Origin of the sequence: Chryseobacterium sp. T20 (assembly GCF_047345655.1) — a bacterium.
Classification (GTDB): domain Bacteria; phylum Bacteroidota; class Bacteroidia; order Flavobacteriales; family Weeksellaceae; genus Chryseobacterium.
The window spans coordinates 190,031-213,785 of sequence record NZ_JBLFDU010000004.1; the positions used below are offsets into that span (position 1 = coordinate 190,031).

At 35.8% G+C, this 23,755-nt stretch carries 20 protein-coding genes and 3 tRNA genes; 5 read left to right on the forward strand and 18 right to left on the reverse strand.

Features of this window, described 5'->3' with window-relative positions:
• Positions 1-7: 7 nt before the first annotated feature.
• Complete coding sequence (locus tag ACMA47_RS11970; RefSeq protein ID WP_413929959.1) at positions 8-1,654, reverse strand: DUF4270 family protein; 1,647 nt, start codon at positions 1,652-1,654, stop codon at positions 8-10.
• Positions 1,655-1,667: 13 nt separating this feature from the next.
• A complete protein-coding gene (locus ACMA47_RS11975) occupies positions 1,668-2,438 on the reverse strand; it encodes a glycogen/starch synthase (RefSeq protein ID WP_034693703.1) in 771 nt (256 codons plus the stop codon).
• 171 nt (positions 2,439-2,609) lie between these two features.
• Between ACMA47_RS11975 and panC the strand changes: the two genes are divergently transcribed.
• On the forward strand, positions 2,610-3,458 hold the full coding sequence (gene panC, locus ACMA47_RS11980; protein ID WP_413929960.1) for a pantoate--beta-alanine ligase: 849 nt from the start codon (positions 2,610-2,612) through the stop codon (positions 3,456-3,458).
• Between the two features lie 182 nt (positions 3,459-3,640).
• Here the strand turns inward: panC and ACMA47_RS11985 are convergent.
• The 3 genes from ACMA47_RS11985 to ACMA47_RS11995 form a co-directional block, all read right to left on the reverse strand.
• Positions 3,641-3,713 (reverse strand) — tRNA-Lys (locus ACMA47_RS11985).
• A gap of 55 nt (positions 3,714-3,768) precedes the next feature.
• A tRNA-Leu gene (locus ACMA47_RS11990) sits at positions 3,769-3,851 on the reverse strand.
• A 35-nt stretch (positions 3,852-3,886) separates the two neighbouring features.
• Positions 3,887-3,959: transfer RNA gene (locus ACMA47_RS11995), tRNA-Lys, on the reverse strand.
• Between the two features lie 115 nt (positions 3,960-4,074).
• Between ACMA47_RS11995 and ACMA47_RS12000 the strand changes: the two genes are divergently transcribed.
• Positions 4,075-4,590 (forward strand): shikimate kinase, encoded by a 516-nt coding sequence (locus tag ACMA47_RS12000; protein ID WP_047428102.1) that lies wholly within the window; start codon positions 4,075-4,077, stop codon positions 4,588-4,590.
• 18 nt (positions 4,591-4,608) lie between these two features.
• Here the strand turns inward: ACMA47_RS12000 and ACMA47_RS12005 are convergent, their stop codons facing one another.
• Positions 4,609-5,046 (reverse strand): RNA-binding S4 domain-containing protein, encoded by a 438-nt coding sequence (locus ACMA47_RS12005; protein WP_034693697.1) that lies wholly within the window; start codon positions 5,044-5,046, stop codon positions 4,609-4,611.
• A gap of 55 nt (positions 5,047-5,101) precedes the next feature.
• Between ACMA47_RS12005 and ACMA47_RS12010 the strand changes: the two genes are divergently transcribed.
• Positions 5,102-5,854, forward strand: coding sequence for a hypothetical protein (locus ACMA47_RS12010; RefSeq protein ID WP_413929961.1), 753 nt, complete (start codon positions 5,102-5,104; stop codon positions 5,852-5,854).
• 74 nt (positions 5,855-5,928) lie between these two features.
• Here ACMA47_RS12010 and ACMA47_RS12015 read toward each other — a convergent pair whose 3' ends face one another.
• From ACMA47_RS12015 to ACMA47_RS12035, 5 genes are all read right to left on the reverse strand, one after another.
• Positions 5,929-7,446, reverse strand: coding sequence for an FMN-binding glutamate synthase family protein (locus ACMA47_RS12015; RefSeq protein ID WP_413929962.1), 1,518 nt, complete (start codon positions 7,444-7,446; stop codon positions 5,929-5,931).
• 54 nt (positions 7,447-7,500) lie between these two features.
• On the reverse strand, positions 7,501-8,847 hold the full coding sequence (gene mtaB / locus ACMA47_RS12020) for a tRNA (N(6)-L-threonylcarbamoyladenosine(37)-C(2))-methylthiotransferase MtaB (RefSeq protein WP_413929963.1): 1,347 nt from the start codon (positions 8,845-8,847) through the stop codon (positions 7,501-7,503).
• Between the two features lie 66 nt (positions 8,848-8,913).
• Positions 8,914-9,504 (reverse strand): DUF1572 family protein, encoded by a 591-nt coding sequence (locus ACMA47_RS12025; RefSeq protein ID WP_413929964.1) that lies wholly within the window; start codon positions 9,502-9,504, stop codon positions 8,914-8,916.
• Positions 9,505-9,589: 85 nt separating this feature from the next.
• The gene (locus ACMA47_RS12030) at positions 9,590-11,692 is read right to left on the reverse strand and encodes a T9SS type B sorting domain-containing protein (protein WP_413929965.1); all 2,103 of its coding nucleotides are present in this window, start codon (positions 11,690-11,692) and stop codon (positions 9,590-9,592) included.
• A gap of 200 nt (positions 11,693-11,892) precedes the next feature.
• Complete coding sequence (locus tag ACMA47_RS12035) at positions 11,893-12,690, reverse strand: hypothetical protein (protein WP_034693680.1); 798 nt, start codon at positions 12,688-12,690, stop codon at positions 11,893-11,895.
• Between the two features lie 204 nt (positions 12,691-12,894).
• Here ACMA47_RS12035 and glgP point away from each other — a divergent pair, with 204 nt between their 5' ends.
• Complete coding sequence (glgP, locus tag ACMA47_RS12040; protein ID WP_413929966.1) at positions 12,895-14,559, forward strand: alpha-glucan family phosphorylase; 1,665 nt, start codon at positions 12,895-12,897, stop codon at positions 14,557-14,559.
• Between the two features lie 2 nt (positions 14,560-14,561).
• Here the strand turns inward: glgP and ACMA47_RS12045 are convergent, their stop codons facing one another.
• From ACMA47_RS12045 to ACMA47_RS12065, 5 genes are all read right to left on the reverse strand, one after another.
• Positions 14,562-15,659 (reverse strand): formylglycine-generating enzyme family protein, encoded by a 1,098-nt coding sequence (locus ACMA47_RS12045; RefSeq protein ID WP_413929967.1) that lies wholly within the window; start codon positions 15,657-15,659, stop codon positions 14,562-14,564.
• A gap of 41 nt (positions 15,660-15,700) precedes the next feature.
• The gene (locus ACMA47_RS12050; RefSeq protein WP_413929968.1) at positions 15,701-17,203 is read right to left on the reverse strand and encodes a sulfatase; all 1,503 of its coding nucleotides are present in this window, start codon (positions 17,201-17,203) and stop codon (positions 15,701-15,703) included.
• Between the two features lie 127 nt (positions 17,204-17,330).
• On the reverse strand, positions 17,331-18,926 hold the full coding sequence (locus ACMA47_RS12055; RefSeq protein ID WP_413929969.1) for a sulfatase: 1,596 nt from the start codon (positions 18,924-18,926) through the stop codon (positions 17,331-17,333).
• Between the two features lie 445 nt (positions 18,927-19,371).
• Entirely contained in the window at positions 19,372-19,560 is a 189-nt protein-coding gene (locus ACMA47_RS12060; RefSeq protein ID WP_413929970.1) for a DUF6496 domain-containing protein, read from the reverse strand.
• An 11-nt stretch (positions 19,561-19,571) separates the two neighbouring features.
• The gene (locus tag ACMA47_RS12065) at positions 19,572-20,045 is read right to left on the reverse strand and encodes a hypothetical protein (RefSeq protein ID WP_413929971.1); all 474 of its coding nucleotides are present in this window, start codon (positions 20,043-20,045) and stop codon (positions 19,572-19,574) included.
• 221 nt (positions 20,046-20,266) lie between these two features.
• Between ACMA47_RS12065 and ACMA47_RS12070 the strand changes: the two genes are divergently transcribed.
• Entirely contained in the window at positions 20,267-22,396 is a 2,130-nt protein-coding gene (locus ACMA47_RS12070; RefSeq protein ID WP_413929972.1) for a S9 family peptidase, read from the forward strand.
• A gap of 85 nt (positions 22,397-22,481) precedes the next feature.
• Here ACMA47_RS12070 and ACMA47_RS12075 read toward each other — a convergent pair whose 3' ends face one another.
• Both ACMA47_RS12075 and ACMA47_RS12080 read right to left on the reverse strand, forming a co-directional pair.
• The gene (locus ACMA47_RS12075) at positions 22,482-23,288 is read right to left on the reverse strand and encodes a GLPGLI family protein (RefSeq protein WP_413929973.1); all 807 of its coding nucleotides are present in this window, start codon (positions 23,286-23,288) and stop codon (positions 22,482-22,484) included.
• A 100-nt stretch (positions 23,289-23,388) separates the two neighbouring features.
• Positions 23,389-23,568 carry a bacteriocin-like protein gene (locus tag ACMA47_RS12080; protein WP_062675490.1) on the reverse strand — a complete coding sequence of 60 codons (180 nt, stop codon included), beginning with the start codon at positions 23,566-23,568 and terminating at the stop codon, positions 23,389-23,391.
• Between the last annotated feature and the right edge of the window lie 187 nt (positions 23,569-23,755).

The window sequence follows — 23,755 nt, forward strand, 5'->3', positions numbered from 1 at the left end:
TCGTGTTCTATTTTTTCGTACCATAAGTCACCATTAGCTGGATTCTCTTAGGGTTGGTATTCGTTTTATCAATTCCTGTCAGAATAATTCTGTTCATATCAAATGCTCTTGTCGTATTACGAACACCTAAAAGGGTTCCTGTAGTACTTGCTGCAAATGCTCCTGCACTGATAATTAATGGTTTATTAACAATCGGCTGTGTAACATCTCCAACTGTTTCTGTTTTTCCTTCAACAATATCCTTGATTGTTTTTGTGACTACAAAATCATAATAACCAGGATTATCTTTATAATAATATAAGCCAAGTCCGTTTGTAAGATCTGAAGTGAACGTTAATTTTGAGTAATCAATTTTACCCGCATTTAATGTATTGTTTAAAACGGTAAACTTACGATCTTCAGTAGAACCGGTGTTTTTCCATGTTAAAGGATCCAGATATACTCTGACCTTTGCACTTACAATACCAGCTTTGTCTTTATTATAGATCTCCTTAAGTTTGGCGATGGTCTCATCTTGAATTTTCACTACCACAGAAGGACCTCCCATTCCCTGAACAAAAAGTCTTTCATCTCCTTCATTAGGATTACTTGCAGCCAGTGCAGCTGCAGCAGGTGATCCAGATCTGTTGTACTCATACAATCCGATATGAGCATTTGCACTTCCTAGATTGAAACTAAGGGTTGTTTGTGGTCTTGTAGTTGCTCCATTCTCCGTTTTATCATATTTGTAATACATGATAAGCTGCAAATCATTAGGAGAGAACTGGTAAAGATATCTATCCGTTTCATCCACAGAAATTTTTATTCCTTTAAAATATCTGATAAAGTTCGCAGCATCCTGAAGTTCAGGTTTTCCTTTTTTATCAAGAATATGAGTCTGGAAAAAGTTCGTATTGCTTAATTTCATTCTGAACCCTAGGTTTCCGGTAAATACCACTGAGTTATCAGATTTTTTAGTAATAGATAAGGAATTCATACTGCCGTCAAATACTCCTGAACCTAACAATTCACCAGTACTAATTGACGCATTGGAACGTTTTAGAGCATCATTATTTGCATCTAAGAACGTAGTCACTTCGTGTACATTAATTTTCATTGATTTTGAAGCCCCTCCTATTTTACCGTATTTACGAACAGGGTAAGTTTTTTTCTCAATGGAAACTTCTGTAGCAACCCCGTCTACCGGGAAATCAGTTTTTGCGTATGTATTTGTCTTTAATGAATCGCTGCCTTCAAAGAAGTAAGTATTCGAAGCTGTATTTACAGGTGGTCTCACTACAAGGACTACAGAATCTACTTTTGGATTCGCGCCGTTGAAGTCGAAATTATCTACCGGCATTCTTAGCTGCGTAACATAAGATGCTCTTTGCATTCCAAACTGGGATTCAGTAAAGGCTCCAAGAACAGCAACATTTGTAGTAGCACCGGATTCGTTCAATCCGCTGATCAATCTTGAAGCATCACTTCTGATTGAATCATTGTTATCATAATTGTAAGCTATAACAGGATATGCAATTTCATTGCCTTGTGCTGCATCACCATTAAACAGCTGCTCACCAAGAGAATCCGGATCCGGTTCACAGTTATAAAGGAATGCACTTCCAAAAATCGCCAATAGAAGCATGGCGAAGGTCTTTTTAAGATTATGAGTCATTAAAAATGTGTTTTTAATAAAGTTGATTTATAGAATCTACGTCCAGATATTCCGATTTCTGGGTTGCTGTTTCATTGAAAGCCTTATCCAGGTCTTCATCCAAAAACTCGTCACCCTTTACAACGGCATCTACATAGTTCATACTCTCGATAACAAAACTTTTAATAGTTGGGTTATCTAACGCTTTTAATCCCGAAATATTATCAAACTGTAGCTTTTCATCGATCTTTTTGTCCAAGTCAGCATCTTTCTCATTGTAAAGAGAAAGTACAATTTTTGCATCTTTGAAATAAGTATCTGATTCGTAGTAAGTTTTAAGATAAATTGGAACAAAAGAAGACATCCATCCATTTAAATGGATAACGTCCGGCACCCAGTTTAGTTTCTTAATGGTTTCAATAACTCCTCTGGCAAAGAAAATAGCTCTTTCATCATTGTCTTCGAAAGGGTTTCCTTCATCGTCGAAATAATATTGTTTTCTTTTGAAGTATTCTTCATTGTCAATAAAGTAAACCTGAAGTCTTTCCCCCGGAAGAGACGCTACTTTAATGATTAGAGGCTGGTCCAAATCATTGATAATAATATTCATCCCTGAAAGACGGATTACTTCATGAAGTTGGAACTTTCTCTCACTTATTTGTCCAAATCTTGGCATAAAAACTCTTACATCATTGCCTTCTTGGTGCATCTTAAGTGCCATTTTGTTTACCACTGCAGCCATATTTGTATCTTCCTGATATGGATACATCTCTGTAGTAATGTACAGTATTTTTTGATTCGGCATAAACTTTCTATCTAATTTTTGTAAAAATGCTTTAATGTGCAAAATTACAAAAAAACATCCAACATTATTTTAATTAACATTTTTTTACGAAAATTCCCTTTTTCAAATTATTAAAAGTACATATTATTATGCGATATTTTTAGTATTTTTGAAATAGTATTAAAATAAACTATGGAAGTTCTAAAAAACAGAAAAGTCCTTCAGGATTTCATTGAAAGACAGAAAGAAATGGGAAAAAGAATTGGCTTTGCCCCTACTATGGGCGCCCTGCACAATGGCCATCTTTCTCTGTATGAAGAGGCAAGAAAAGAAAATGACCTTGTTATCTCTTCAATTTTTGTAAATCCAACTCAGTTCAACAATCCTGAGGATCTTGAAAAATACCCAAGAGATGTTAACAGAGATATCCTTATTCTTCAGAATTCAGGCCTTGTAGATGCTGTTTACATCCCAGAAGTAGCAGATATTTACCCTGAAAAAGCAGAAAGCCAACCGTATGATTTTGACGGATTGGAAAATGAAATGGAAGGTAAATCCAGGCCGGGACATTTCAACGGAGTCGGAACTGTTGTAGAAGAACTTTTCAGACAGGTACAGCCTGATAATGCTTATTTTGGTGAAAAAGATTTTCAGCAACTTGCTATTATTAAAAAAATGGTGGAGAAAAAACACCTTCCCGTTAAGATATCCGGAGTTCCTATTTACAGGGCAGAAAACGGACTGGCACTGAGCTCAAGAAACCAAAGACTTCACGAAGACCGAAAAGAAGTTTCTAAAATTATTTATGAGACTCTAAAGAAAGTAAACGACTGGTTCAGAACAGTAAGTATTCCGGAAATTAAGGAAAGAGTAGCTGATATTTTTGATGACCAACAGGGTATGAAGCTTGAATACTTTCTGATTGCTGATGAAAACACCTTACAGGAAACTGATTTTTTCTATAAAGACAGAAATTTCAGAGCCTTCATCGTAGTTGTAGTAGATGGAGTAAGATTAATTGACAACATGCACCTGGATTAATCTTTATCTCTTACAATATAATATCCCCGGCTATTCCAGTTGGGGATTTTTTATTGAATACCCAAACAAGAAAGGTTAGTTTCTTGAGTTCATACAAAAATCAAAGGCCTCCTGAAGGAAGCCTTTGAAACACCAAATCACAAAATATTAATATGAAAAAAATTTACTTTTCAGTAAACTTGTGACCCGGCTGGGATTCGAACCCAGGACCCATACATTAAAAGTGTATTGCTCTACCAGCTGAGCTACCGAGTCGGCCACAATTAAAATGAAATAAATTTCAATATTAATTATAAAATTTTCTTTGCAGTGCCTGCGACTGGACTCGAACCAGCACATCCTTAGGAAACCACCCCCTCAAGATGGCGTGTCTACCAATTTCACCACGCAGGCAATAAAATTACAAATTAAGTAATCATTATTGCTAGTGACCCGGCTGGGATTCGAACCCAGGACCCATACATTAAAAGTGTATTGCTCTACCAGCTGAGCTACCGAGTCGGCCACTTGTATAACAAGTTTTCATTTAAGTAATGTCCCTTGTTTTAAGTGGTGCAAAGATATGACTTTTTTCTTTATCTCAAAACTTTTTCGCAAATTTGTTAAAAAAAATTTCATGGTAATTTCATTGATCGGATACATGGGAAGTGGCAAATCTCACATTTCCAAAATATTAAGCGAAAAAATAGATTTTAAATTAATTGATCTCGATAAAGAGATTTCCAGAAGAAATAAATTAACCATCCCAGAAATTTTTGAGAAAAAGGGAGAAATTTACTTTAGAAAACTGGAAAGAGAGGCACTTGAAGAGATATTGGCTTCTGAAGAAAATGTGGTCTTAAGCCTTGGTGGAGGAACTCCTGTATATTATAATAATATGGAGATCATTAATCATAACTCCAAGAGTGTTTTTTTAAGAACAGGAGTTGGAACATTGGTGGAAAGACTTTCAAAACAGAAAGAAAAAAGGCCATTAATTGCCAATATATCTGATGAAGACCTGCCAGAATTCATTGCCAAACATTTATTTGAAAGAAATCAATTTTACAGCAAAGCACAATTCACTGTAGGGACAGATTCTAGAGAACCGGAAGACATTGTCAACGAAATAATAGAAAAGCTCTATCTCTAGAGCTTTTTTATTTTATTATTAATCCTCATCATCAGCTTCACTACCTGTTTCTCCAAAGAAATCATCCCAGTCTGTAAAATCGGAGTCGATATCGTTTCCTACATAGTCATCCATCTCTCTTCTATCTTTTTTGGTAGGCCTTCCCTCTCCTTTATTTCTGTAATAGTCTTGTGACATTTTACGGAGTTTCAACAGTTCGTACTGCTCTTTATCTGTCACATCCTGAATATGAAGAGGCACCAACTTGGCTCCAATTCTGCTTTTAGGAATCTGAATTACCTTTATTTTATAATCAATTTGATTCTTACGGATCTTAATGGTATCTCCTTCTTTTACCTCTTTAGAAGACTTTACGGCAGACGTTCCTATAGAAACTCTATTCTTTTTAATCTCCTCTGCTGCAATACTTCTCGTCTTATAAAAACGAATGCTCCATAAAAATTTATCTATTCTCATAATTTTTTATACTTTTGCCGTTATATTATTTGTAAAGTAATTAAAGTTTTTTGAAATGAAAAAAATATTTTTATATATCCTTGCAGGATCTTTGTGTTTTTCTGCTTGTAAGAAAGATGATGATACATCAACCTATGTAGAACCGGAAGACATTACTACACAAAACACCTATGATGATCAAGCCATTAAGAAATTCATGGATGAGAATTATCTCGATGCTCAGGGTAATATAAAAGCTTTCAGCTCTACAGATACTGCAGATGATAATGAAAAGAAATTATCTGAATTGTCACCTATAACTCTTCCTTCAGGAACAATCTATATAATGAGAAGTGGTGCTCAGCCTGTTAATCCTGCCGATGATCAAACGATCAAAGATGATGATGTTATTAAAATCATGGGAAGAGTGTACTCCTATCTGGCTGTTAATTCTGACGGGAACACTTCATTTCAAGCAAAAGCTGCCTTTTTAAATACCATTGACGGAACAGGTGTTCCTGTTATTGACCCAATGTTTTATTACGTAAAGAAATCAATATTAGAGGCTGGTACAACAGATGCTTCAAAAAAAGCAAGTTATTATCAAATTCCTGGTTTCAGAGAAGCTTTATTGAAATTCAAATCATTCAAAGATCTTTCCAGTGAAGCCCCTTATAATTTACAGGGAGTAATTATTGTTCCTTCCAGAGCTGCTTTTGCAAGAAACCCTCATTATCCGTATTTAAATACTTCTTACAGAAATAAATCGTTTGTGTTCAACTTTCAGATTTATGGAAGATCGGACAGACCAAGTGGTGAAAAACAATAATAATTAAAAAATAAAATATAAACATCCCCCAAATTGTTATTTGGGGGATGTTTATTTATTGGTATCAATTAGAATTACGATCTTGCTTTCTGTTTTACATTTCCTAAAATATCAGGGAAATAAAGATCTGCAAGGTGGTCAAACTCATCTCCTCTCATAAACATGGTAGCATCTACTTCTTCATAAGAGCTTCTTCCTGCAGCAGCAATCAGTTCATTGCATGTATGAAGTGTATTTTTGTGAAAGTGATATACTCTTTCTGCTTTATCTGTCACATCAAGTCCTTTAATCAGCATTTTATCCTGGGTTGCTACTCCCGTAGGACAGTTATTTGAGTTACATCTCAACGCCTGAATACATCCTAAAGAGAACATAAATCCTCTGGCATTGTTACACATGTCTGCACCCATTGCAACTGCTCTCAGGATATCAAGGCTGGTAAGAACTTTACCGCTGGCGATCACTCTTAATTTACTTCTCAGATTATAGTTATTAAGCGTTCTGTTTACAAAGATCAAAGCTGGTTCCAAAGGCATCCCTACTCCATCAGAGAATTCTGGTGGTGCAGCTCCTGTTCCTCCTTCTGCTCCGTCTATAGTGATAAAATCAGGATAAATCTTCAGAACATTCATCTGTACACAGATATCTTCAAATTCTTTGGTATCGCCAATACAAAGTTTAAAACCCACCGGTTTTCCTCCGGAAAGGTCTCTTAATTGCTGTACAAACCTCAGCAATCCGGCTGCATCAGAAAAGGCACTATGAGATGGTGGTGAAATAACAGTCATTCCCGGTGTTACGTGACGAATTGCTGCAATTTCCGGTGTGTTTTTTACTCCCGGAAGAACTCCTCCGTGTCCCGGTTTTGCTCCTTGTGATAATTTGATTTCAACCATTTTCACATTAGGAAGGGTGGAATATTTTGTAAATAATTCAGGATTGAATTTTCCTTCTGCGTCTCGGCATCCAAAATACCCTGTCCCAATCTGCCAGCATAAATCTCCTCCTTCCATGTGATAAGGCGAAATTCCTCCTTCTCCTGTATTATGATAAAAGTTCCCTTTTTTAGCTCCTCTGTTCAGTGAGATCTGTGCCCTGTCACTCAAAGCTCCGAAACTCATTGCAGAAATATTGAATAATGACGCATGGTAAGGCTGTGTACAATGCTCTCCTCCTACCCACACTCTCGGAAGTTCTTCTGATGGTGATTTTGCATAAATAGAATGCTTGATCCCTTCGTATTTTCTGTGATTCACTTCCAGCTGTGTACCAAAAGCTACAGTATCACTTAAGTTTTTTGCACGTCTGTATACTGCAGAGCGCTGGTTTCTGGGAAACGGTTTCCCGTCTGTTTCCCTTTCAATGAAGTATTGCTGCATTTCGGGTGAAATACTTTCGAAAAAATACCTGAAGTATCCCAATACAGGAAAGTTCCTCAAAATAGCATGTTTCGATTGGTAAGCATTGTAAACACCCAATGCATAAATGGCGGATAACAGTGTTGGTATCCAATAATGCGCTCTGATCAGTATTGCTACAATCCACGTAGCAACTACTAATACAATTCCCCAAGATAAAAACTTATCTCTCATGAATGTAGTATTTAAAAGTTTAAAAATAAATTTAGTAGAATTTTTGCAAAGAGCCTATGCTTTTGCTAAAAAATTTTGGTAAGAAGATTGCACAGAAACCGTGCCATCTGACAGGATTTTTTCTAAATTTAGAAATTCAATTTGATTGATGGATGCAGGATCAAAGTCTTTCTGGACTCTCACATAGTTTTCTGTGAAGCCGAACATTTTCCCGTCTTTATTTTCATGCTCCCAAAGAACAGGCAGCGTTTTTCCAAGTTGTGTCTGATAAAATGCCATTTTCTTCTTTTCAGAAAGAATTCTCAACATTTTATTACGTTTTTTTCTTTCCGCTACAGGAACTACACCGTCCATAGCAGCAGCTTCCGTATTTTCTCTTTCTGAATAAGTAAATACGTGAAGGTAAGTAATAGGAAGTTCATTAAGGAAATTATAGGTTTCCATAAATATTTCCTCTGTTTCTCCCGGGAATCCTACAATAACGTCTACACCAATAGCCGCATCAGGCATAACCTCGCGGATCTTGTTGACTCTGTCATTATAAAGCTTGGTCAGGTAACGACGTTTCATTTTTTTCAAAAGATCATCGCTTCCGGATTGTAACGGGATATGAAAATGCGGAACAAAGCTTTTGCTTTTAGAAACCAGCTCAATACTTTCATCTTTCAAAAGATTGGGTTCAATAGAAGAGATACGGATTCTTTCAATTCCTTCTACCTTATCCAGTTCTGAAATAAGATCAAGGAAGGTATGCTCGTGTCTTTTATTTCCGAATTCTCCTTTACCATAATCACCGATATTCACCCCTGTAAGAACAATTTCTTTGATGTCTTTTGCAGCAATTTCAGTGGCATTTCTGAGAACGTTTTCGATGGTATCGGAACGTGAAATTCCTCTGGCTAATGGAATGGTACAGTAGGTACATTTGTAGTCACAGCCATCCTGTACTTTCAGGAAAGCTCTGGTTCTGTCTCCTATAGAATAACTTCCGATAAAGAAATCGGTTTCTTCAATTTCACATGAATGAACAACTCCTTCACTTTCAGATTTCTCCAAATCGTCAAGGTAGCTCAGAATATTGAATTTTTCTTTTGCTCCTAAAACCAGGTCAACTCCTTCAATCTGTGAAATTTCTTCAGGCTTTAGCTGTGCATAGCACCCAACAATTACCACCAGTCCTTCTGGATTGGCTTTCATTGCTCTTTTCACATGAAGTTTACATTCACGGTCAGCATTTTCTGTCACAGAACATGTATTAATAACATACACATTCGCTTTTTCATCAAAGCTTACCTTATCATAACCTGCATCTGTTAATTGACGGGCAATAGTAGATGTTTCTGCAAAGTTTAATTTGCAGCCAAGTGTATGAAACGCGGCAGTTCTGTGAAAAGTAGACATTTGTTACTCCTGAATTTTATGGGTGCAAAGATAGTAATTTTAATAAGAATCCAAGATTGATTCAATCTATTGTTTATATTCGTCTCTTACTTCGGGGCTGTTTTGAAAGCAGACGGGTGATGAATTGGTATCCGGATCCTGATTTGAAAATTTGGTTTTCATTTCTGTATTAAACTGTTGAGATCGGTTTCTAGCAATTGAAAGCGTATTCCAATCTTCATTCTTTATCATTTTAGCGATATAAACAATTTGCCCGATGTGGTAAGGATAATGCGCTAATTGACGAAGAACTGCATCAATAACCGGATGTGCTTCTCCTCTGATATACGTTGTGGAATAGAGATTCTCCTCGTTTATTTTATCTAAAGCATCAAAAAGGCATTTCCAGCCCTGTTCCCAAAAATCAAGAACCTGTTGTTTACTGGTAAAAGTATTGACAAATTCTCCATCACGGTTACGCCAGGATTTCTCACCGTCTTCAGTCAGAAAATTGGTCCATCTTGAAAGCATATTTCCTGCAAGATGTTTCACAATAATGGCAATAGAATTACTTTCTTCATTATACTGCCAGAACATCTGCTCATCTGTTAACTGTTCAAAGGTTTTATCACCAAGAGATTTATAGTATTCAAAACGTTTTACAAACAGGTCTTTCATTCTTTCTATTTTGATATCTAATTTAACAACTTTTAAAAATAAAAACCACTTCGATTGAAGTGGTTTTTTCTATCTGTTTTATATACTATTCTCTGTTTTTCACCAATACCCAACCTGTGAATTTAATGGCTGTATTCTTTTTATCATTTTCATTCCATGTGATAGAATACCAGTATGTTCCTGTAGGGACCCTTCTTCCACTCTGGGTACCATCCCATTTATAGCCATTGGATTTGTCTGCCTGGAAGATTTTATTTCCATAACGGTCAAAGACATTCATGATCAGGTTTTGTTTGTTGGCTAGGGCTGAATAATCAATCACATCATTTATTCCATCTGCATTAGGGGTAATCACGTTAATTAAATTAGGGACAACAATTCCTATTTCTATCGGATCACAATCATAAGCATCTTTTACATAGACTTTATGATCTCCCCTTGAAAGATTATTGAAAACATTGGAATCCTGCCAGATGATATTATCTATTGAGTATTTATATGCCGGAGTACCTCCTATTACAGATACCGTGATGGTGTTATTCGAGATATCAATACCGGAAACAACCGGCTGTTCAGAAGGAAGCACTTTTACAGTTTGTGTTGTAACACATTCTCCCGTTTTAAGTTTTACCCAGTATACACCTATTCCGGCTTTGATCGTTTGTGTAGTAGCTCCTGTACTCCATTCATAGCTTTTGAATCCAGGTCCTGCATCCAGCGTGGTCTGATCTTCTGCACAAATAGTCACATCTTTAAGTTTATCAGAATAGACAGGTGGAATAACAACTAAAGTAACCTTCGCCACATTATAACATCCCTGAGCATTAGAAACTCTTATATATACAAATCCATTAGGTGCAATGTAATTATTGGCATTCAGAATCTCATTGGTCTGATTAAGAGCATCCGTTAATGAAGGATAATATTTTTTTGTAGGATTAGTTTGACCAGTTACCGAAGCATTGACAAGATTGAAAGAAGCTGTGGATGGACTGGCTTCAATGAAGCATGATCTCAGGGTTGTTTCATTCACCACCACTACAGGATAGAATTTCAAAGTAATCTGTGCCACTGCGGTACAGCCAAATTCTGAGATCACCTTTACATAAATAATTCCTTCTGCAGACACAAATGCCATTGGGGTGGTAATCTCATTGGTCCCTGCATTGAGATCCGCCATTGTGGGATAGTATTTTTTAGTAACATTTGCGTTTCCAATAACGTCCGCTGTGGTTAAGTCAAATAAAGCAGTCCCTGCATTATTATTGTTACATTGGGTCAAAGTTGCATTTTTTGCCGTAATAGAACCATCTTTAAATTTAAATGTTCCGACCTGTTTACATTTATTAAGCGGATTAGATGCATTGGCCGGATCGGTATAATTGATGCTGTAATAATAGACAGTCGTTGTATTTACAGTGATAGGAACTGTAATAGGGTTATTCCCTGTTAAAGCATCATTCTGGCTCAGATGATAGCTTACCCCAAAGTTTTGATTTCCGTTGAGAATTCCAGAAGATAATGTAGAAAAATCAAATAAAGCTGTAGTAGAGCATATTACCACTTCTCTTGGATCAGCAGGATTTGCCGCAGGAATTCCAGGAGGATTAAATGGCTGGGTCTGAATATTTGGATCGGTAAATGGTGAAGCCAGTGTGGCAGTTCCTCCCCATGTCAACGAAAACGGAGCTGTTGTAGAACTGGTACTACTCACCCAGTTGTCAATAAACAAATAATAGGTCTGTCCCGGTAAAACATCAAGATATTTACAATAAGGAGTCAGAGAACCTCCTGCAGCACTTAAAAGCGTACTTGTCATATTTAATCCTGTAGCAGGACCTGGACCAATAACTGTTGCAGCATTACAACGTATTGGTGAGCCTAAACTTCCGCAGTTTACATTGGGGCCAAAAATTGCCCAGTCGTAATCAGCATCCGGATTATTAGGAACCAGATCAAAAGTAAGAGTTCCTCCTGTAGCAATTGTAATTTTATACCAAATTGAGTTGTGCTCACCAGTAAAATCTATACAACTTCCTGAGTTCACCAGTTCTTTTATATTACCATACCCAGTAGGGCTATACGTTATATTTGAATTTCCGCAAACGGAAAGAGCTGTAGCACAATCGGCCTGAGCATAGAAAGTATGAGAGAGACATATAAGTATAAAAAGTAAAAGTTTTCTCATAGATTGAATGTTTTTATGGTTATAGCAGTTATACATCGCATTGATAATCAACGCACATCAAATATAACCTTATTTTGATTAAAAACAATAAAATCTATATAATTTTAAACTATTACAAATTAAAACATCAAATAATTTAAAATTATTCATATTATCTCAAATTAAAGAACAAAATAACCAAACAAAATAAAACATCAGCTTTATTTTATACTTGTAATATTTCCACAGAGATTTTCCAGGTGAAATATTTTATGGAAAGGACTTTTTACTTCTCTCAAATGTTCTTTATCCTGAATAAAAGTATAGCGTGAAGCAATAGAATTCATATCTGAAACAATCACCAGCCAGCATTCATCTACAGAGGTGTCGTAGTAAGGAAATTTTTCGTTCTTCTTTTCAATAAGTTCCAGAATCTTTTCGGAACATAGTTCATCAAACAGATTCATACTATATTCATGGGTGATAAAGACATTTCTACGATGGAAAGATTTTCTTACACTTTTTACACAGCCCACTCCTTTATTTTTTTTAATACTCTTATAAATGCTGATGATGTTTTCCTGTTGTACTTCCAGATTATCAAATTTGGTTTCCGGGTGGAATTCTAAAAAATAAACACCACGATATTTCGTAGTGTCTTCTTGTTCTAATAATATTTCTGCCTGACGGAACATTTTATTCAAAGTACTTTCTACTTTTTTCATTTCCAGATGATTGATCACTTCGGTCAGTTCTATTCCGATTTTTTTGTCGTTTAACTTGGCGATAAAGTCTGGACTCTCACAGGTAAGGTTTTCAAATTTCACTTCGGGGAAATGATGCATAAAAGAATTGAGAAGCAGAATCTCGGATTTCTTTCTGTACTTTTCACGGTCATGCAGCGGAGATTCGTCTATGGTACGGTGATACTTCTCTATGGGCTTTTTTTTCAAATGCCGGTTCAGGTAATATAAACTCAGATTCTTTATCAGATCTTCTTCAGAAAACGTCTTTTTCATGTGTGATTTTTTTATTTAATTAAAGAACACATGCAGCCAATGGCTTTCATTATTAAAAGTTTTTGATAATCAAAAATTTACACTCTTAAAGGTAAGTAAAAAAACAATTCAATACTTAGTTTTTTAATTAATTTATCGATTAATTAATGTAAAGTTTATTTTCATAATTAATACCTTTGTCTTTTTAAACACAAACCCACATTTATGGATTTTAGGAATTTCAGAATACCCTACACTATCAATCCTCAATATTCAAAAAAGACTGTCTATTTCTCAATGGAATTTGCTCTTGAGCAGGTACTGAAAATATATTCGGGAGGACTTGGCTTTCTGGCAGGATCTCACATGAGAAGCGCTTATAACCTTAAGCAGGATCTTATCGGAATTGGGATTCTGTGGAAGTTCGGTTATTATGACCAGGCAAGAAATCACGATCAGACTTTACAACCTGTATGGACGAGAAAAATGTACAGTTTTCTTGAAGATACCGGAATAAAATTCCAAATCGAAATCCATAGTGCTCCGGTTTGGGTAAAAGTATGGTATCTTGATCCTGAAATCTTCAATACGGCACCTATGTTTTTCCTTTCCACAGATGTTCCGGAAAATGATCATGTTTCTAAAACAATCTGTCACAAATTGTATGACGCGAATGAATCTACAAAACTGGCCCAATATATTTTATTGGGAAAAGGAGGAGCCAAGTTACTGGATGAAATGAATATTGAAAGAGAGGTTTACCATCTTAATGAGGCCCATGGACTTCCGGCAGCCTTTCATCTTCTGAGAAAATATAATGGTGATCTTAATAAAGTGAAAGAAAAACTCGTTTTTACCACTCATACTCCGGAAGAAGCAGGTAATGAAAAGCATAGTTTCAGATTATGCTATGATATGTCCTATTTTTCGGGATACAGCATGGAAGAAGTAAAAAAGATTGAAGGATCTGATGATGACCGTTTCAATCACTCTCTCTGTGCCTTAAGAATGGCAAGAATGGCCAATGGCGTTTCACAGCTTCATGGAGTCGTTTCCAGAGCCATGTGGAATAAATATCCGGAAATCTGTGAAATCACTTCTATTACTAATGCTCAGGAATTTAAATATTGGTCTGATAAACCTTTATACAATGCAAAAGATGAAAATGATGCCACTGCTTTCGATTTCCGCAAGAAATATTTAAAGAAAAAGCTGTTCAGTATTGTTGCCGATCAAACAGGAAATTTATTTAATCCTAATGTCTTTACGATTGTATGGGCAAGAAGATTCGCAGGCTACAAAAGAGCAGAACTTCTTTTACATGACAAGGAGAGATTCTACAGACTTCTGAATCATCCAAAATATCCTGTACAGATCATCTGGGCAGGGAAACCTTACCCAATGGACTACTCTGCTATTTCCACCTTCAATACGCTGGTGGAAGAAAGTAAATACCATAAAAACATTGCTGTTCTTACAGGTTATGAGCTTTCTTTAAGTAAATCTTTAAAACAAGGTTCTGATGTATGGCTTAATAACCCAAGAGTTCCAAGGGAAGCTTCAGGAACTTCCGGTATGACGGCTGCTATGAACGGCTCAGTCAATTTATCCACAGATGACGGCTGGATCCCGGAATTTGCCAAACATGGAGAAAACTCTTTCGTTGTTCCTAAAGCAGATTATCAGAATATGAGCATTTATGAACAGGATAATTATGATTTAAATACATTATATGAAATCCTTGAAAACGAAATTCTTCCCACCTACTATGATCGCCCTGATGAATGGAGAAAAATTCAGCATAATGCAATGAATGATGTGAAAGACCATTTCAACAGCGACAGGATGGCGGATGAATATTACAGGATACTTTATAATAATCAGAAATAGAATTAATTAACAATGTCTTGAACACACCTGAATCCGGTATGTTCAAGACTTGTATCAGGGCTGCTTTTCATACGTCTGGCTACCCTGTATCCACTGCAATAGCTATCATTGCATAAAAAACTTCCCCCACGCAAGCTGCGTTTTATACTATATGGTTCCTGAGGATCATAAGACTTGTCAGCACCATGCGGGTTTAGAACCAGAGTGCCTTCCAGTTTTTTATAGTAATCAGAATTGTATAAATCACTGCACCATTCCCAAACATTTCCCGCCATATCATACAGACCATATCCGTTAGCTTTAAATGATTGTACCGGGGCAAGAGTCATATAGCCATCCTTCTTTTCATTAAGGTAGGGAAATTTTCCTTCCCAGCTATTCGCTTTAGGAAGTCCTGTATTTATAGGTTGATTTCCCCATGGATAAATGTTATTTTTTAAGCCACCCCGTGCTGCAAATTCCCATTCTGCTTCTGTGGGCAAACGTTTACCGGACCATTTACAATAAGCCTGTGCATCATCCCAGCTTATATGTACTACAGGATAATTGTCTTTTCCTTCAATATTGCTTCCCGGTCCCTGAGGGTGTTTCCAGCTAGCACCTTTTACCCATTTCCACCATTGGCTGTAATCATTCAGATCCACAGGTTTGCTTGTGGGTTTAAATACTAATGAAGCAGCTACCAACAGACTATCCGGAGGTTTCGGAGTACCCTTAGGAAGGTTTTTCTTTAATTCATTCCAATCGGGTTTACGCTCTGCCGTTGTGATATAGCCTGTAGCATTTACAAATTTACTGAACTGTGCATTCGTCACTTCTGTTATATCCATATAAAACGAAGAAACCTTTACTCTATGTTTAGGGTATTCGTCTGGATCAGCCTGACTGTTATCACCTCCCATATCAAATTCTCCGCCAGGGATCAGCACCATTGCTTCCAGAGAAGTTTTTCCATTAAAACTGACATGAGAAGAATCTGATGTACTCAATCGTTTCGGTACATTCATGCAGGTGTGTCCTGGTTTATTTCCCACAGGTTCTACAGTTTTATTTTTATTACAGGAATATACCAAACTTAATACTCCTGTACAAATTATCATCTTTATGGAAAACATCATCTTTATCTGAATATTTACAGTTTTTATGATTTCGGTTTACTGTATCTCCATCCTTTTTTCAACTGTAGTGAAAGTTGACTTACTAATTTTTTGGAAGATATTTCTTCAGCAATATTTATATTTTCATCAGGATCATTTTTATGGTCGTAAAGTTCTCTGGCCAAATAATCTCCGGGCTTTTCTATTTCCTTATTCCATTCAAACCACTCCACATACCGATATCTGTCTGTCCGGATAGCATACCCCATTCTTTCTACATTTTTTGCTTCTTTGGATTTCACCCCATATCTTCCCAATAAAAACTGGCTGTAGGCTGCTGTCTTCCATGTATGGGCAGGATCAGCAAGCAGAGGTTTCATACTGGTTCCCTGAAGATAATCGGGAATTTTTATTCCGCTCATATCACATAAAGTAGGATAAATATCAACAAACTCCGTAAGGGCATTGCTTGATTTTCCTTTTGCTTTTACACCTACTCCGCTGATGATAAGTGGCACTCTGGTATCAATCTCATAGTTACTCTGCTTACACCAGCTGTTATGTTCACCCAGTTTCCAGCCATGGTCTCCCCATAATACAATGATGGTATTTTCACTCAGTCCTAATTCATCCAGTGCTTTTAAAAGTCTGCCTATCTGAGCATCTGTATAAGAGACAGAGGCATAGTACGCATGGAGAATTTCCTTTTGCTTTTCCACATCATAAGGTTTTTCCCATGGTAGAGGCAGGTCTGATCTGTCTGTATACCCTCTCAGTTCAGCATCACCATGTACAGCAAATTCCGGAGCATTTTCAGGTATAAATTGATTTTTAGCAAGAGGTATATCATTTCTGTTATACAAATCCCAGTATTTTTTAGGAGCGTTAAATGGTAAATGCGGACGATAATAGCCTACTGAAAAAAAGAAAGGTTTATCTTTTCCTTTTAATTCTTTCAGCTTTTGAATGGCCATAGTTGTTTGTGCTCCATCATAATAGGCATCATCATCAACATCTGCCATTTCCACAGAATTAGCCTTTGTATAGATAAATCCATAAACATCTGGTTTTGCCTTTCCCATCTTCTGAAGATTAATTTCCTTTTCCTTCTGAATCATCTTGTTTTTCTCCAGCTGATACACGGCATCCGGATCAAAGGGATATCCGTTCACATGAAGTTCTTCATTCCAGGATTTACCATCAGGTAAAGTGTTATGAAAGGTTTTTCCAATTCCCACTGTATAATAGCCATTATTTTTAAAGATCTGCGGAAGCGTTACTACATCCGGCAGATTTTTCCTGAAATCTGTCTGAAGATCCCATACACGAACAGAATCAGGTCTCAAACCAGTTAGAAGGCTGGCTCTTGAAGGATTACATACTGCCTGCTGACAATATGCCCTTTTAAAGACAACTCCTCTAGCCGCAAGTTTATCCATATTAGGAGTTTTTATAACCGTATTTCCATAAGAGCCCATTTCAGGTCTTAAATCATCAATAGGAATAAATAAAATATTAGGTCTTGTCTGCTTTATACCGGATCTCATGTTTTTTCTAGGTTTAGGATTTTCTTTATGAAAACTTTCACCTCTTACCGCTATGCAATTACAAATAGATATAATGAATACTATTTTTAAAAAATTGAAATTCTTCATCAGATATACATTTTCTTTTTTATTGATAAGATTTAGTTGTTATCAGCTTATTTTTCACATCTTTCCACCCTTTTTTACGTTGTTCAGAAAGCTTTTCAAGGATCTCTTTATATTCCGGATACATGGCAATATTGAAATTCTCTTTTGGATCCGAGGTGAGATTATAAAGTTCCTGTGCAACAAGTTCCCCCGGCTTTTGGGTTGCCTTATCCCAATAGTACCACTCTATAAGGTGATGACTTTTGGTCACCATTGAATATCCCATGTAGCTTTTTTTATTAAGATCTATTCCTTCTCCGGCAGGGCGTAAAAACTGGCTGAATACAGCCCCTTTCCATTCAACACTATGTTCATTCAGAAGTTTTTTAAAGCTTATCCCTTGCAGATAAGCAGGTGTTTCTATTCCTGCAAGATCACAAAGGGTAGGATAAAGATCTACCACCTCCACCAGTTCATTGTTTTTACTCCCCGGATTTTTCATTCCAGGCACATATACAATAAGTGGAACACGAGTATCATTTAAATAATTAGTCTGTTTACCCCAGGCATTATGCTCACCTAACTTCCAGCCATGGTCTCCCCATAATACAATAATGGTATTATCCATTAATTTTTGTTTTTCCAGCTCATCTACAAGCCGCCCAATACAGGCATCAACATAGCTTACAGAAGCATAATAGCCATGTTTGAGCATTCTCGCTTCCTTTTCCGGCATCCGGAAATACGCAGGATGTTTAACATATTCCAGATCATAACAAGCGGTCATCTCTCTCTGATTATACATTGCCATACTTGGTGCATTGAACGGAATAAAGCTGTTATCCGCCATAGGTATTTCCATAGGGTTATAAAGATCCCAGTACTTTTTGGGAGCTACAAATGGTAAATGTGGTCTGAAATACCCCAATGCCAGAAAGAAGGGGTTCTTTTTATTTTTAATACGGTTGATGGTCTGAATAGCAAGTGATGTCTGAGCTCCGTCATACAGCGAATCATCGGGACAGTTTGCAACTTCTACAGAACGTCCATATGCCCAGCCGTTACCATATCTTTTAGGGTCTTTAGCTAATCTTTTCAATCTTTTGGCAGCAAGTTCCGCTTTAAGTTCCCCGCTGAAATAAAAAGATTCAGGATCTCTGTCTATCATATTTTTAACGGCATATCCGTCAGGACGGAGATCAGGTTCACGAAAAGAGATAGAATCAGGCATATGATTATGAAAAATCTTTCCGATAGACACTGTATGATAATTAAATTTTTCAAATTGCTGAGGAATTGTTACCACATCAGGATGTATTTTACGAAATTCTTCTCCCAGCACCCATACCTTAGTGGAATCTGGCCGCAAGCCCGTTAAGGCACTTGCTCTGGAAGGAGCACAAACTGCTACCTGACAATATGCATTTGTAAAAGTTGTACTTCTTCTTGCCAGCTTATCGATATTGGGTGTTTTAATGATTGAATTACCATAAACTCCTAATTCCGGCCTCAGGTCATCAACTACAATAAAAATTACATTAGGTTTGGATCTTTTTTGTGATTGTCCCGCAATTATAGAAAATGGTAAAATCAACAGAAGAATAGCTATTGATTTCAAAGTTGAAACTCCGAACATATCAATTAGTTTTTAATAATCAGCCTTGCAAGAATTTGCACTATATCATGGTATAAAAGAAAAGACTCCCAAGGCTGTTTGTATATCAATTAACACTGGATAAAGAAAAACTTTAACCATCATAAAACATTTTCATCATTTGTGTTTTAATTTGAAATAAGATATAAAATGAGTTATGAATAATGTGAATTTGCAACAAAAAAGAATAAACTCACACAAAGTAAACTACATCATATGTACAGCAACGAATTAAAACACACATTTACAAACACTTAAAAAAGACCTCAATATCAAAACAAAGAAAAAATTACATATAAAAAAGATAAATAAGTTAATTTTCCCAGTACTTCTTTTCCCTTTCTCCCTCCTCATTGTTCAGAATAAATGAAATATAGAAGATTAAATAAAAAAAAATCCAGAAAGTTTTCTTTCTGGATTTTCTAAGTTATTGATCTTTCTTTTTCGGTGGCACTTTCATACCTTTTTCTCTCGCTTCAGAAATACCAATAGCTATGGCTTGCTTTCTGTTCGTCACTTTCTTTCCGGAGGAAGATTTCAGCTTTCCTTCCTTGAATTCGTGCATTACTTCTCCTACTTTGTCCTGAGCTTTGTCTGAATATTTCGTTTTGCTCATGATCTGATTTTTTAAGATTTTGGCAGGGAAACCCCTAATTCATAGACGCAGGCATGTTTCAAATATTTTGAACGCTCTCTTGATGTTACCGATTCAAACTGATCATTTTTAATTACAATAATCGGGTCTTCTGTATTTTCAATTTCAAAATTGGCAAAATATCGTTCGTCCGGACTGGTTTTATCGTTTCTTGCTTTTATTTTTTGCAGCTCATCCGCATATTTTCTGAATCCCGGATCTGAAGAATGGATAAATTTATACTCATCGCCTGCATACACATAGTAATGAATTTTTTTCTCTATCAAACCCGCTTCATCAGTAATTTCGGGATTATCATTTCCGTCTCTAAACACCACTTCTACCAATGTTCCTCCTTTTTTATGAGCACATTCTTCGGCATCACTAAAGCTGGAAAAACCTGTATAAACAATCTGGTCGTTTAATACATAACGGTTCAGTTTCTGGTTGTATGCATTCGTTTCCATAATTATTATTTCATTTGATTTATACTTATTATATATTCAATTTTTTTGCCAAATTACCTTTTTAAAGAAATTTCATTAATGAATATTTTCAATTACTCCAGATTCGAAAACTAAAAAACATTTTCCTGAAAGAGTAAGAAAAAATGACATCCGGTCCTGATTTTTATTTTATATGGTTATGTAAGTAAGAATTATTAAATTTGGAATCATTAAAATTGAAAATGAAAAAACTCCTTTTAACTCTTACTGTTGCTGCCGTATTTCAAAATGTCTCAGCACAGGAAATTACTTTAGATAAAATATATTCAGGATATTACCGTGGAAAAGGGATTGCAGGAATCTCTTCCATGAAAAACGGAGAAAACTATCTTGTCATTGAACCTTCAGGAATTGCAAAATATTCTTACAAAACTTCACAGAAGGAAGGAAATCTTGTTGACGGAAGGTTTGAAAGCTATATTTTTTCTGATGATGAATCTAAAATCCTTTTACAGACAGGAAGCCAGCCTATTTACAGACATTCTTTTCTGGGAAAATTTGATGTAAAAGATTTAAAATCCGGGAAAACTATCAGTCTGAATGAAGGAAAACCGGTTCAGGAGCCTACATTTTCACCAGATGCTACAAAAGTGGCCTTTATTGCTGACAATAATCTTTTCTATCAGGATCTTAGCTCAGGAAAAATCACACAAATTACTACGGATGGTAAAAAAAACTCTATCCTGAATGGTTTGGCAGATTGGGTATATGAAGAAGAATTCGGGCATGCAAGACAATATGAATGGACAAAAAATTCTGATGCCATCGTATTTGTGAAGTCTGATGAAAGCCAGGTTCCGGAAATCTATATTCCGATTTATGGGAAAAATCTTTATCCGGCTGAAATGCGTTATAAATATCCTAAAGCAGGGGAGAAAAACTCTGTAGTTTCAGCACAGTTATACCGTCTTGATAACGGGAAAACGATGCAGCTGAACTTAGGTTCTTTCAAAAACTATTATATTCCGAATGTATTCCAGACCGCAAAACCGGACGAAATTGTTTTAATTACTTCTGAGAGAATTCAGAATGCTTCGGATATTTTGAAAGTAAATACCAAAACAGGAGCAGTTCAGAAATTATTTACCGAAACGGATGATAAATGGATTGATACAGATAGCCCTACTCTTGAATTCCTTGAAGATGATTCCTTCCTTTGGGCTTCTGAAAGAGACGGAAACCGTCACCTGTACTGGTATGACAAAGATGGTAAACTTAAAAAGCAAATCACAAAAGGAAATTGGGAAGTAACCGATTATTATGGATTTAATCCAAAATCTAAAGAAATTTACGTTCAGACTACTGAAAAAGGAAGCATCAATAAGGTGATTTCCAAAGTAAATATTGAAAACGGAAAAACTCAGCTGATCTCTAATGCAGAAGGAAACAATTCTGCTAACTTCAGCAAAAACTATAATTATTTCATTGAAACTTCCTCTACAGCAGCAAAACCTTACACCTATGTTTTAAAAGACGGTAACGGAAAAGCAGTAAAAGAACTTCAAAACAACAATGATCAGCTTCAGAAGTTGAAGACTGATAATTTTGTTGAAAAAGAATTCATTACGATTCCCAATGCTGTAGGCGATCAGATGAATGCATGGATCATGAAGCCTAAAAACTTTGATCCGAATAAGAAATATCCTTTATTTATGTTCCAGTATTCCGGGCCGGGATCTCAACAGGTTGCCAATTCATGGGACAACGGAAACGCCATGTGGTTCAATCATCTTGTACAAAAAGGATATATTGTGGCTTGTGTAGATGGACGTGGAACAGGCTATAAAGGAGCAAAATATAAGAAAGTAACCTATATGAATTTAGGAAAATATGAGATCGAAGATCAGATCACTGCAGCGAAGTGGTTCGGAAATCAATCTTATATTGACAAAAGCAGAATCGGAATGTTTGGATGGAGCTTCGGTGGTTATATGACCAGCTTAGCTATGACTAAAGGAGCTGATGTTTTCAAAGTGGGAATTGCTGTAGCGCCGGTAACCAACTGGAGATATTATGATTCTGTGTATACAGAAAGATTTATGAGAACTCCTCAGGAAAACCCTGATGGATATGATAAAAATTCTCCTACTGAATATGCTAATCTGTTGAAAGGTAAATTCCTATTGATTCACGGAACTGCTGATGACAATGTTCATTTCCAGAACTCTATGGAATTCTCGGAAGCTTTGATTCAAAATAAAAAACAGTTTGACTTCATGGCTTATCCAGATAAAAACCACGGAATTTATGGTGGGCAGACGAGACCACAATTGTATCAGAAAATGACGGATTTTATCCTTAATAATTTATAATAAAATCAAGTAATGAAATAGAAAATGCACTCCATTGAGTGCATTTTCTATTTTTAAGTAGTTTTTAAAACATTTAAAAGCCTGTTTAATTATAATTGACTTTATGATTGAGTTCTATGGGATTATTGTTTTCTTTTATTTGTTTTTGAATACTTTCTGTCATCTGTTTTAAATTCATTTCTACCGGATTTCCTTTTTCATCCGTTACTTTATACTTTATATTTCTCGCCTTGATTTCTGCAAACGGATCCGAATAATAATCACTTTGTATCTTTTCATAGGTCTCCCAGCTTATTTCTTTTCCCTTTCTCAAATAAAATGTTTTATTTTTATCAACATTTATAGTCTTTATCAAACTAAAATCATAATCATTTTTATCATCAGAAATCTTTATGATTAATCCTGGTAATCCATGAAATATATAAGGTCCTTCCAGTAAGGGTATGCTTTGACTAAACCATGCTATCCAATTTCTTTCACCATACTTTACTGTGGCTTTCTGACATTCCATATCTCCAATTTTCATCCTTTCGGGCAGAATCTCCCAATTCAGCTTATCATTGATGGGAATGTTATACAAATCATGCATTGATAGAGTTGTTATGCTTTTGGTGATACTCTTATTTATTAGATTCTTGATAATATAAAGCTGATTAAGTGAAGTTTTTGGTCCCCCTTCCCAATATCCATTTTTCAACATTAATGAATCTGCATATCTTTCTTTTTCTGACCGGAAAGCAGACTGCCCCCCAATTACATCAAGATAATAATTACCTGTTTCAAAAATTTCTTTATCTGGATTGGGTTTATGCTTAATTTCATAAACAAACGTAACAAGTTGCGCTGATAAAATATTTGAAAGAAAAAGCATAATAAAAAATAGTCTTTTCATAGTAAATATTAAGATCTTGTTCAACAAACTCAATGAAAATATTAAAACACTGGAATTATATGAGATGCATTGCTACATCTCATATAAATACTTTTTAAGTTTACATACAAGCGTTATGCGTTAGTGAGTCAACTACTTGTCCGTTTTGGACCGTATAATGAAAACCACATTCCAGACCCCATTGCGCACAGATGTCACCTGCTCCCGGCTGGCAAAAATCTTTTACACCTCCTTGGACACTTTTTAACTTTTCTCTCGAAATCTTTTTTAATTTTTTCATAATAAATGTTTTTTTAATTATGTCAATATTGACATCTCGAAGCTAGAAAACAAATATCATTTTTAAGAGAAATCAAGTTGCATATTCTGTGTACAAGCCCCTATTTGCACTATTTTCATTCCTTGTACAAATTAATTTCAACAACTCAAATCACTCTTTACACTTAAAATTTTATATTTATTTCATT

Coding starts and splice junctions, on each gene's coding strand:
- ACMA47_RS11970 (WP_413929959.1), bottom strand. CDS start 1,654: ATGACTCATAATCTTAAAAAGACCTTCGCCATGCTTCTATTGGCGATT.
- ACMA47_RS11975 (WP_034693703.1), bottom strand. CDS start 2,438: ATGCCGAATCAAAAAATACTGTACATTACTACAGAGATGTATCCATAT.
- panC (WP_413929960.1), top strand. CDS start 2,610: ATGGAAGTTCTAAAAAACAGAAAAGTCCTTCAGGATTTCATTGAAAGA.
- ACMA47_RS12000 (WP_047428102.1), top strand. CDS start 4,075: ATGGTAATTTCATTGATCGGATACATGGGAAGTGGCAAATCTCACATT.
- ACMA47_RS12005 (WP_034693697.1), bottom strand. CDS start 5,046: ATGAGAATAGATAAATTTTTATGGAGCATTCGTTTTTATAAGACGAGA.
- ACMA47_RS12010 (WP_413929961.1), top strand. CDS start 5,102: ATGAAAAAAATATTTTTATATATCCTTGCAGGATCTTTGTGTTTTTCT.
- ACMA47_RS12015 (WP_413929962.1), bottom strand. CDS start 7,446: ATGAGAGATAAGTTTTTATCTTGGGGAATTGTATTAGTAGTTGCTACG.
- mtaB (WP_413929963.1), bottom strand. CDS start 8,847: ATGTCTACTTTTCACAGAACTGCCGCGTTTCATACACTTGGCTGCAAA.
- ACMA47_RS12025 (WP_413929964.1), bottom strand. CDS start 9,504: ATGAAAGACCTGTTTGTAAAACGTTTTGAATACTATAAATCTCTTGGT.
- ACMA47_RS12030 (WP_413929965.1), bottom strand. CDS start 11,692: ATGAGAAAACTTTTACTTTTTATACTTATATGTCTCTCTCATACTTTC.
- ACMA47_RS12035 (WP_034693680.1), bottom strand. CDS start 12,690: ATGAAAAAGACGTTTTCTGAAGAAGATCTGATAAAGAATCTGAGTTTA.
- glgP (WP_413929966.1), top strand. CDS start 12,895: ATGGATTTTAGGAATTTCAGAATACCCTACACTATCAATCCTCAATAT.
- ACMA47_RS12045 (WP_413929967.1), bottom strand. CDS start 15,659: ATGATAATTTGTACAGGAGTATTAAGTTTGGTATATTCCTGTAATAAA.
- ACMA47_RS12050 (WP_413929968.1), bottom strand. CDS start 17,203: ATGAGATCCGGTATAAAGCAGACAAGACCTAATATTTTATTTATTCCT.
- ACMA47_RS12055 (WP_413929969.1), bottom strand. CDS start 18,926: ATGTTCGGAGTTTCAACTTTGAAATCAATAGCTATTCTTCTGTTGATT.
- ACMA47_RS12060 (WP_413929970.1), bottom strand. CDS start 19,560: ATGAGCAAAACGAAATATTCAGACAAAGCTCAGGACAAAGTAGGAGAA.
- ACMA47_RS12065 (WP_413929971.1), bottom strand. CDS start 20,045: ATGGAAACGAATGCATACAACCAGAAACTGAACCGTTATGTATTAAAC.
- ACMA47_RS12070 (WP_413929972.1), top strand. CDS start 20,267: ATGAAAAAACTCCTTTTAACTCTTACTGTTGCTGCCGTATTTCAAAAT.
- ACMA47_RS12075 (WP_413929973.1), bottom strand. CDS start 23,288: ATGAAAAGACTATTTTTTATTATGCTTTTTCTTTCAAATATTTTATCA.
- ACMA47_RS12080 (WP_062675490.1), bottom strand. CDS start 23,568: ATGAAAAAATTAAAAAAGATTTCGAGAGAAAAGTTAAAAAGTGTCCAA.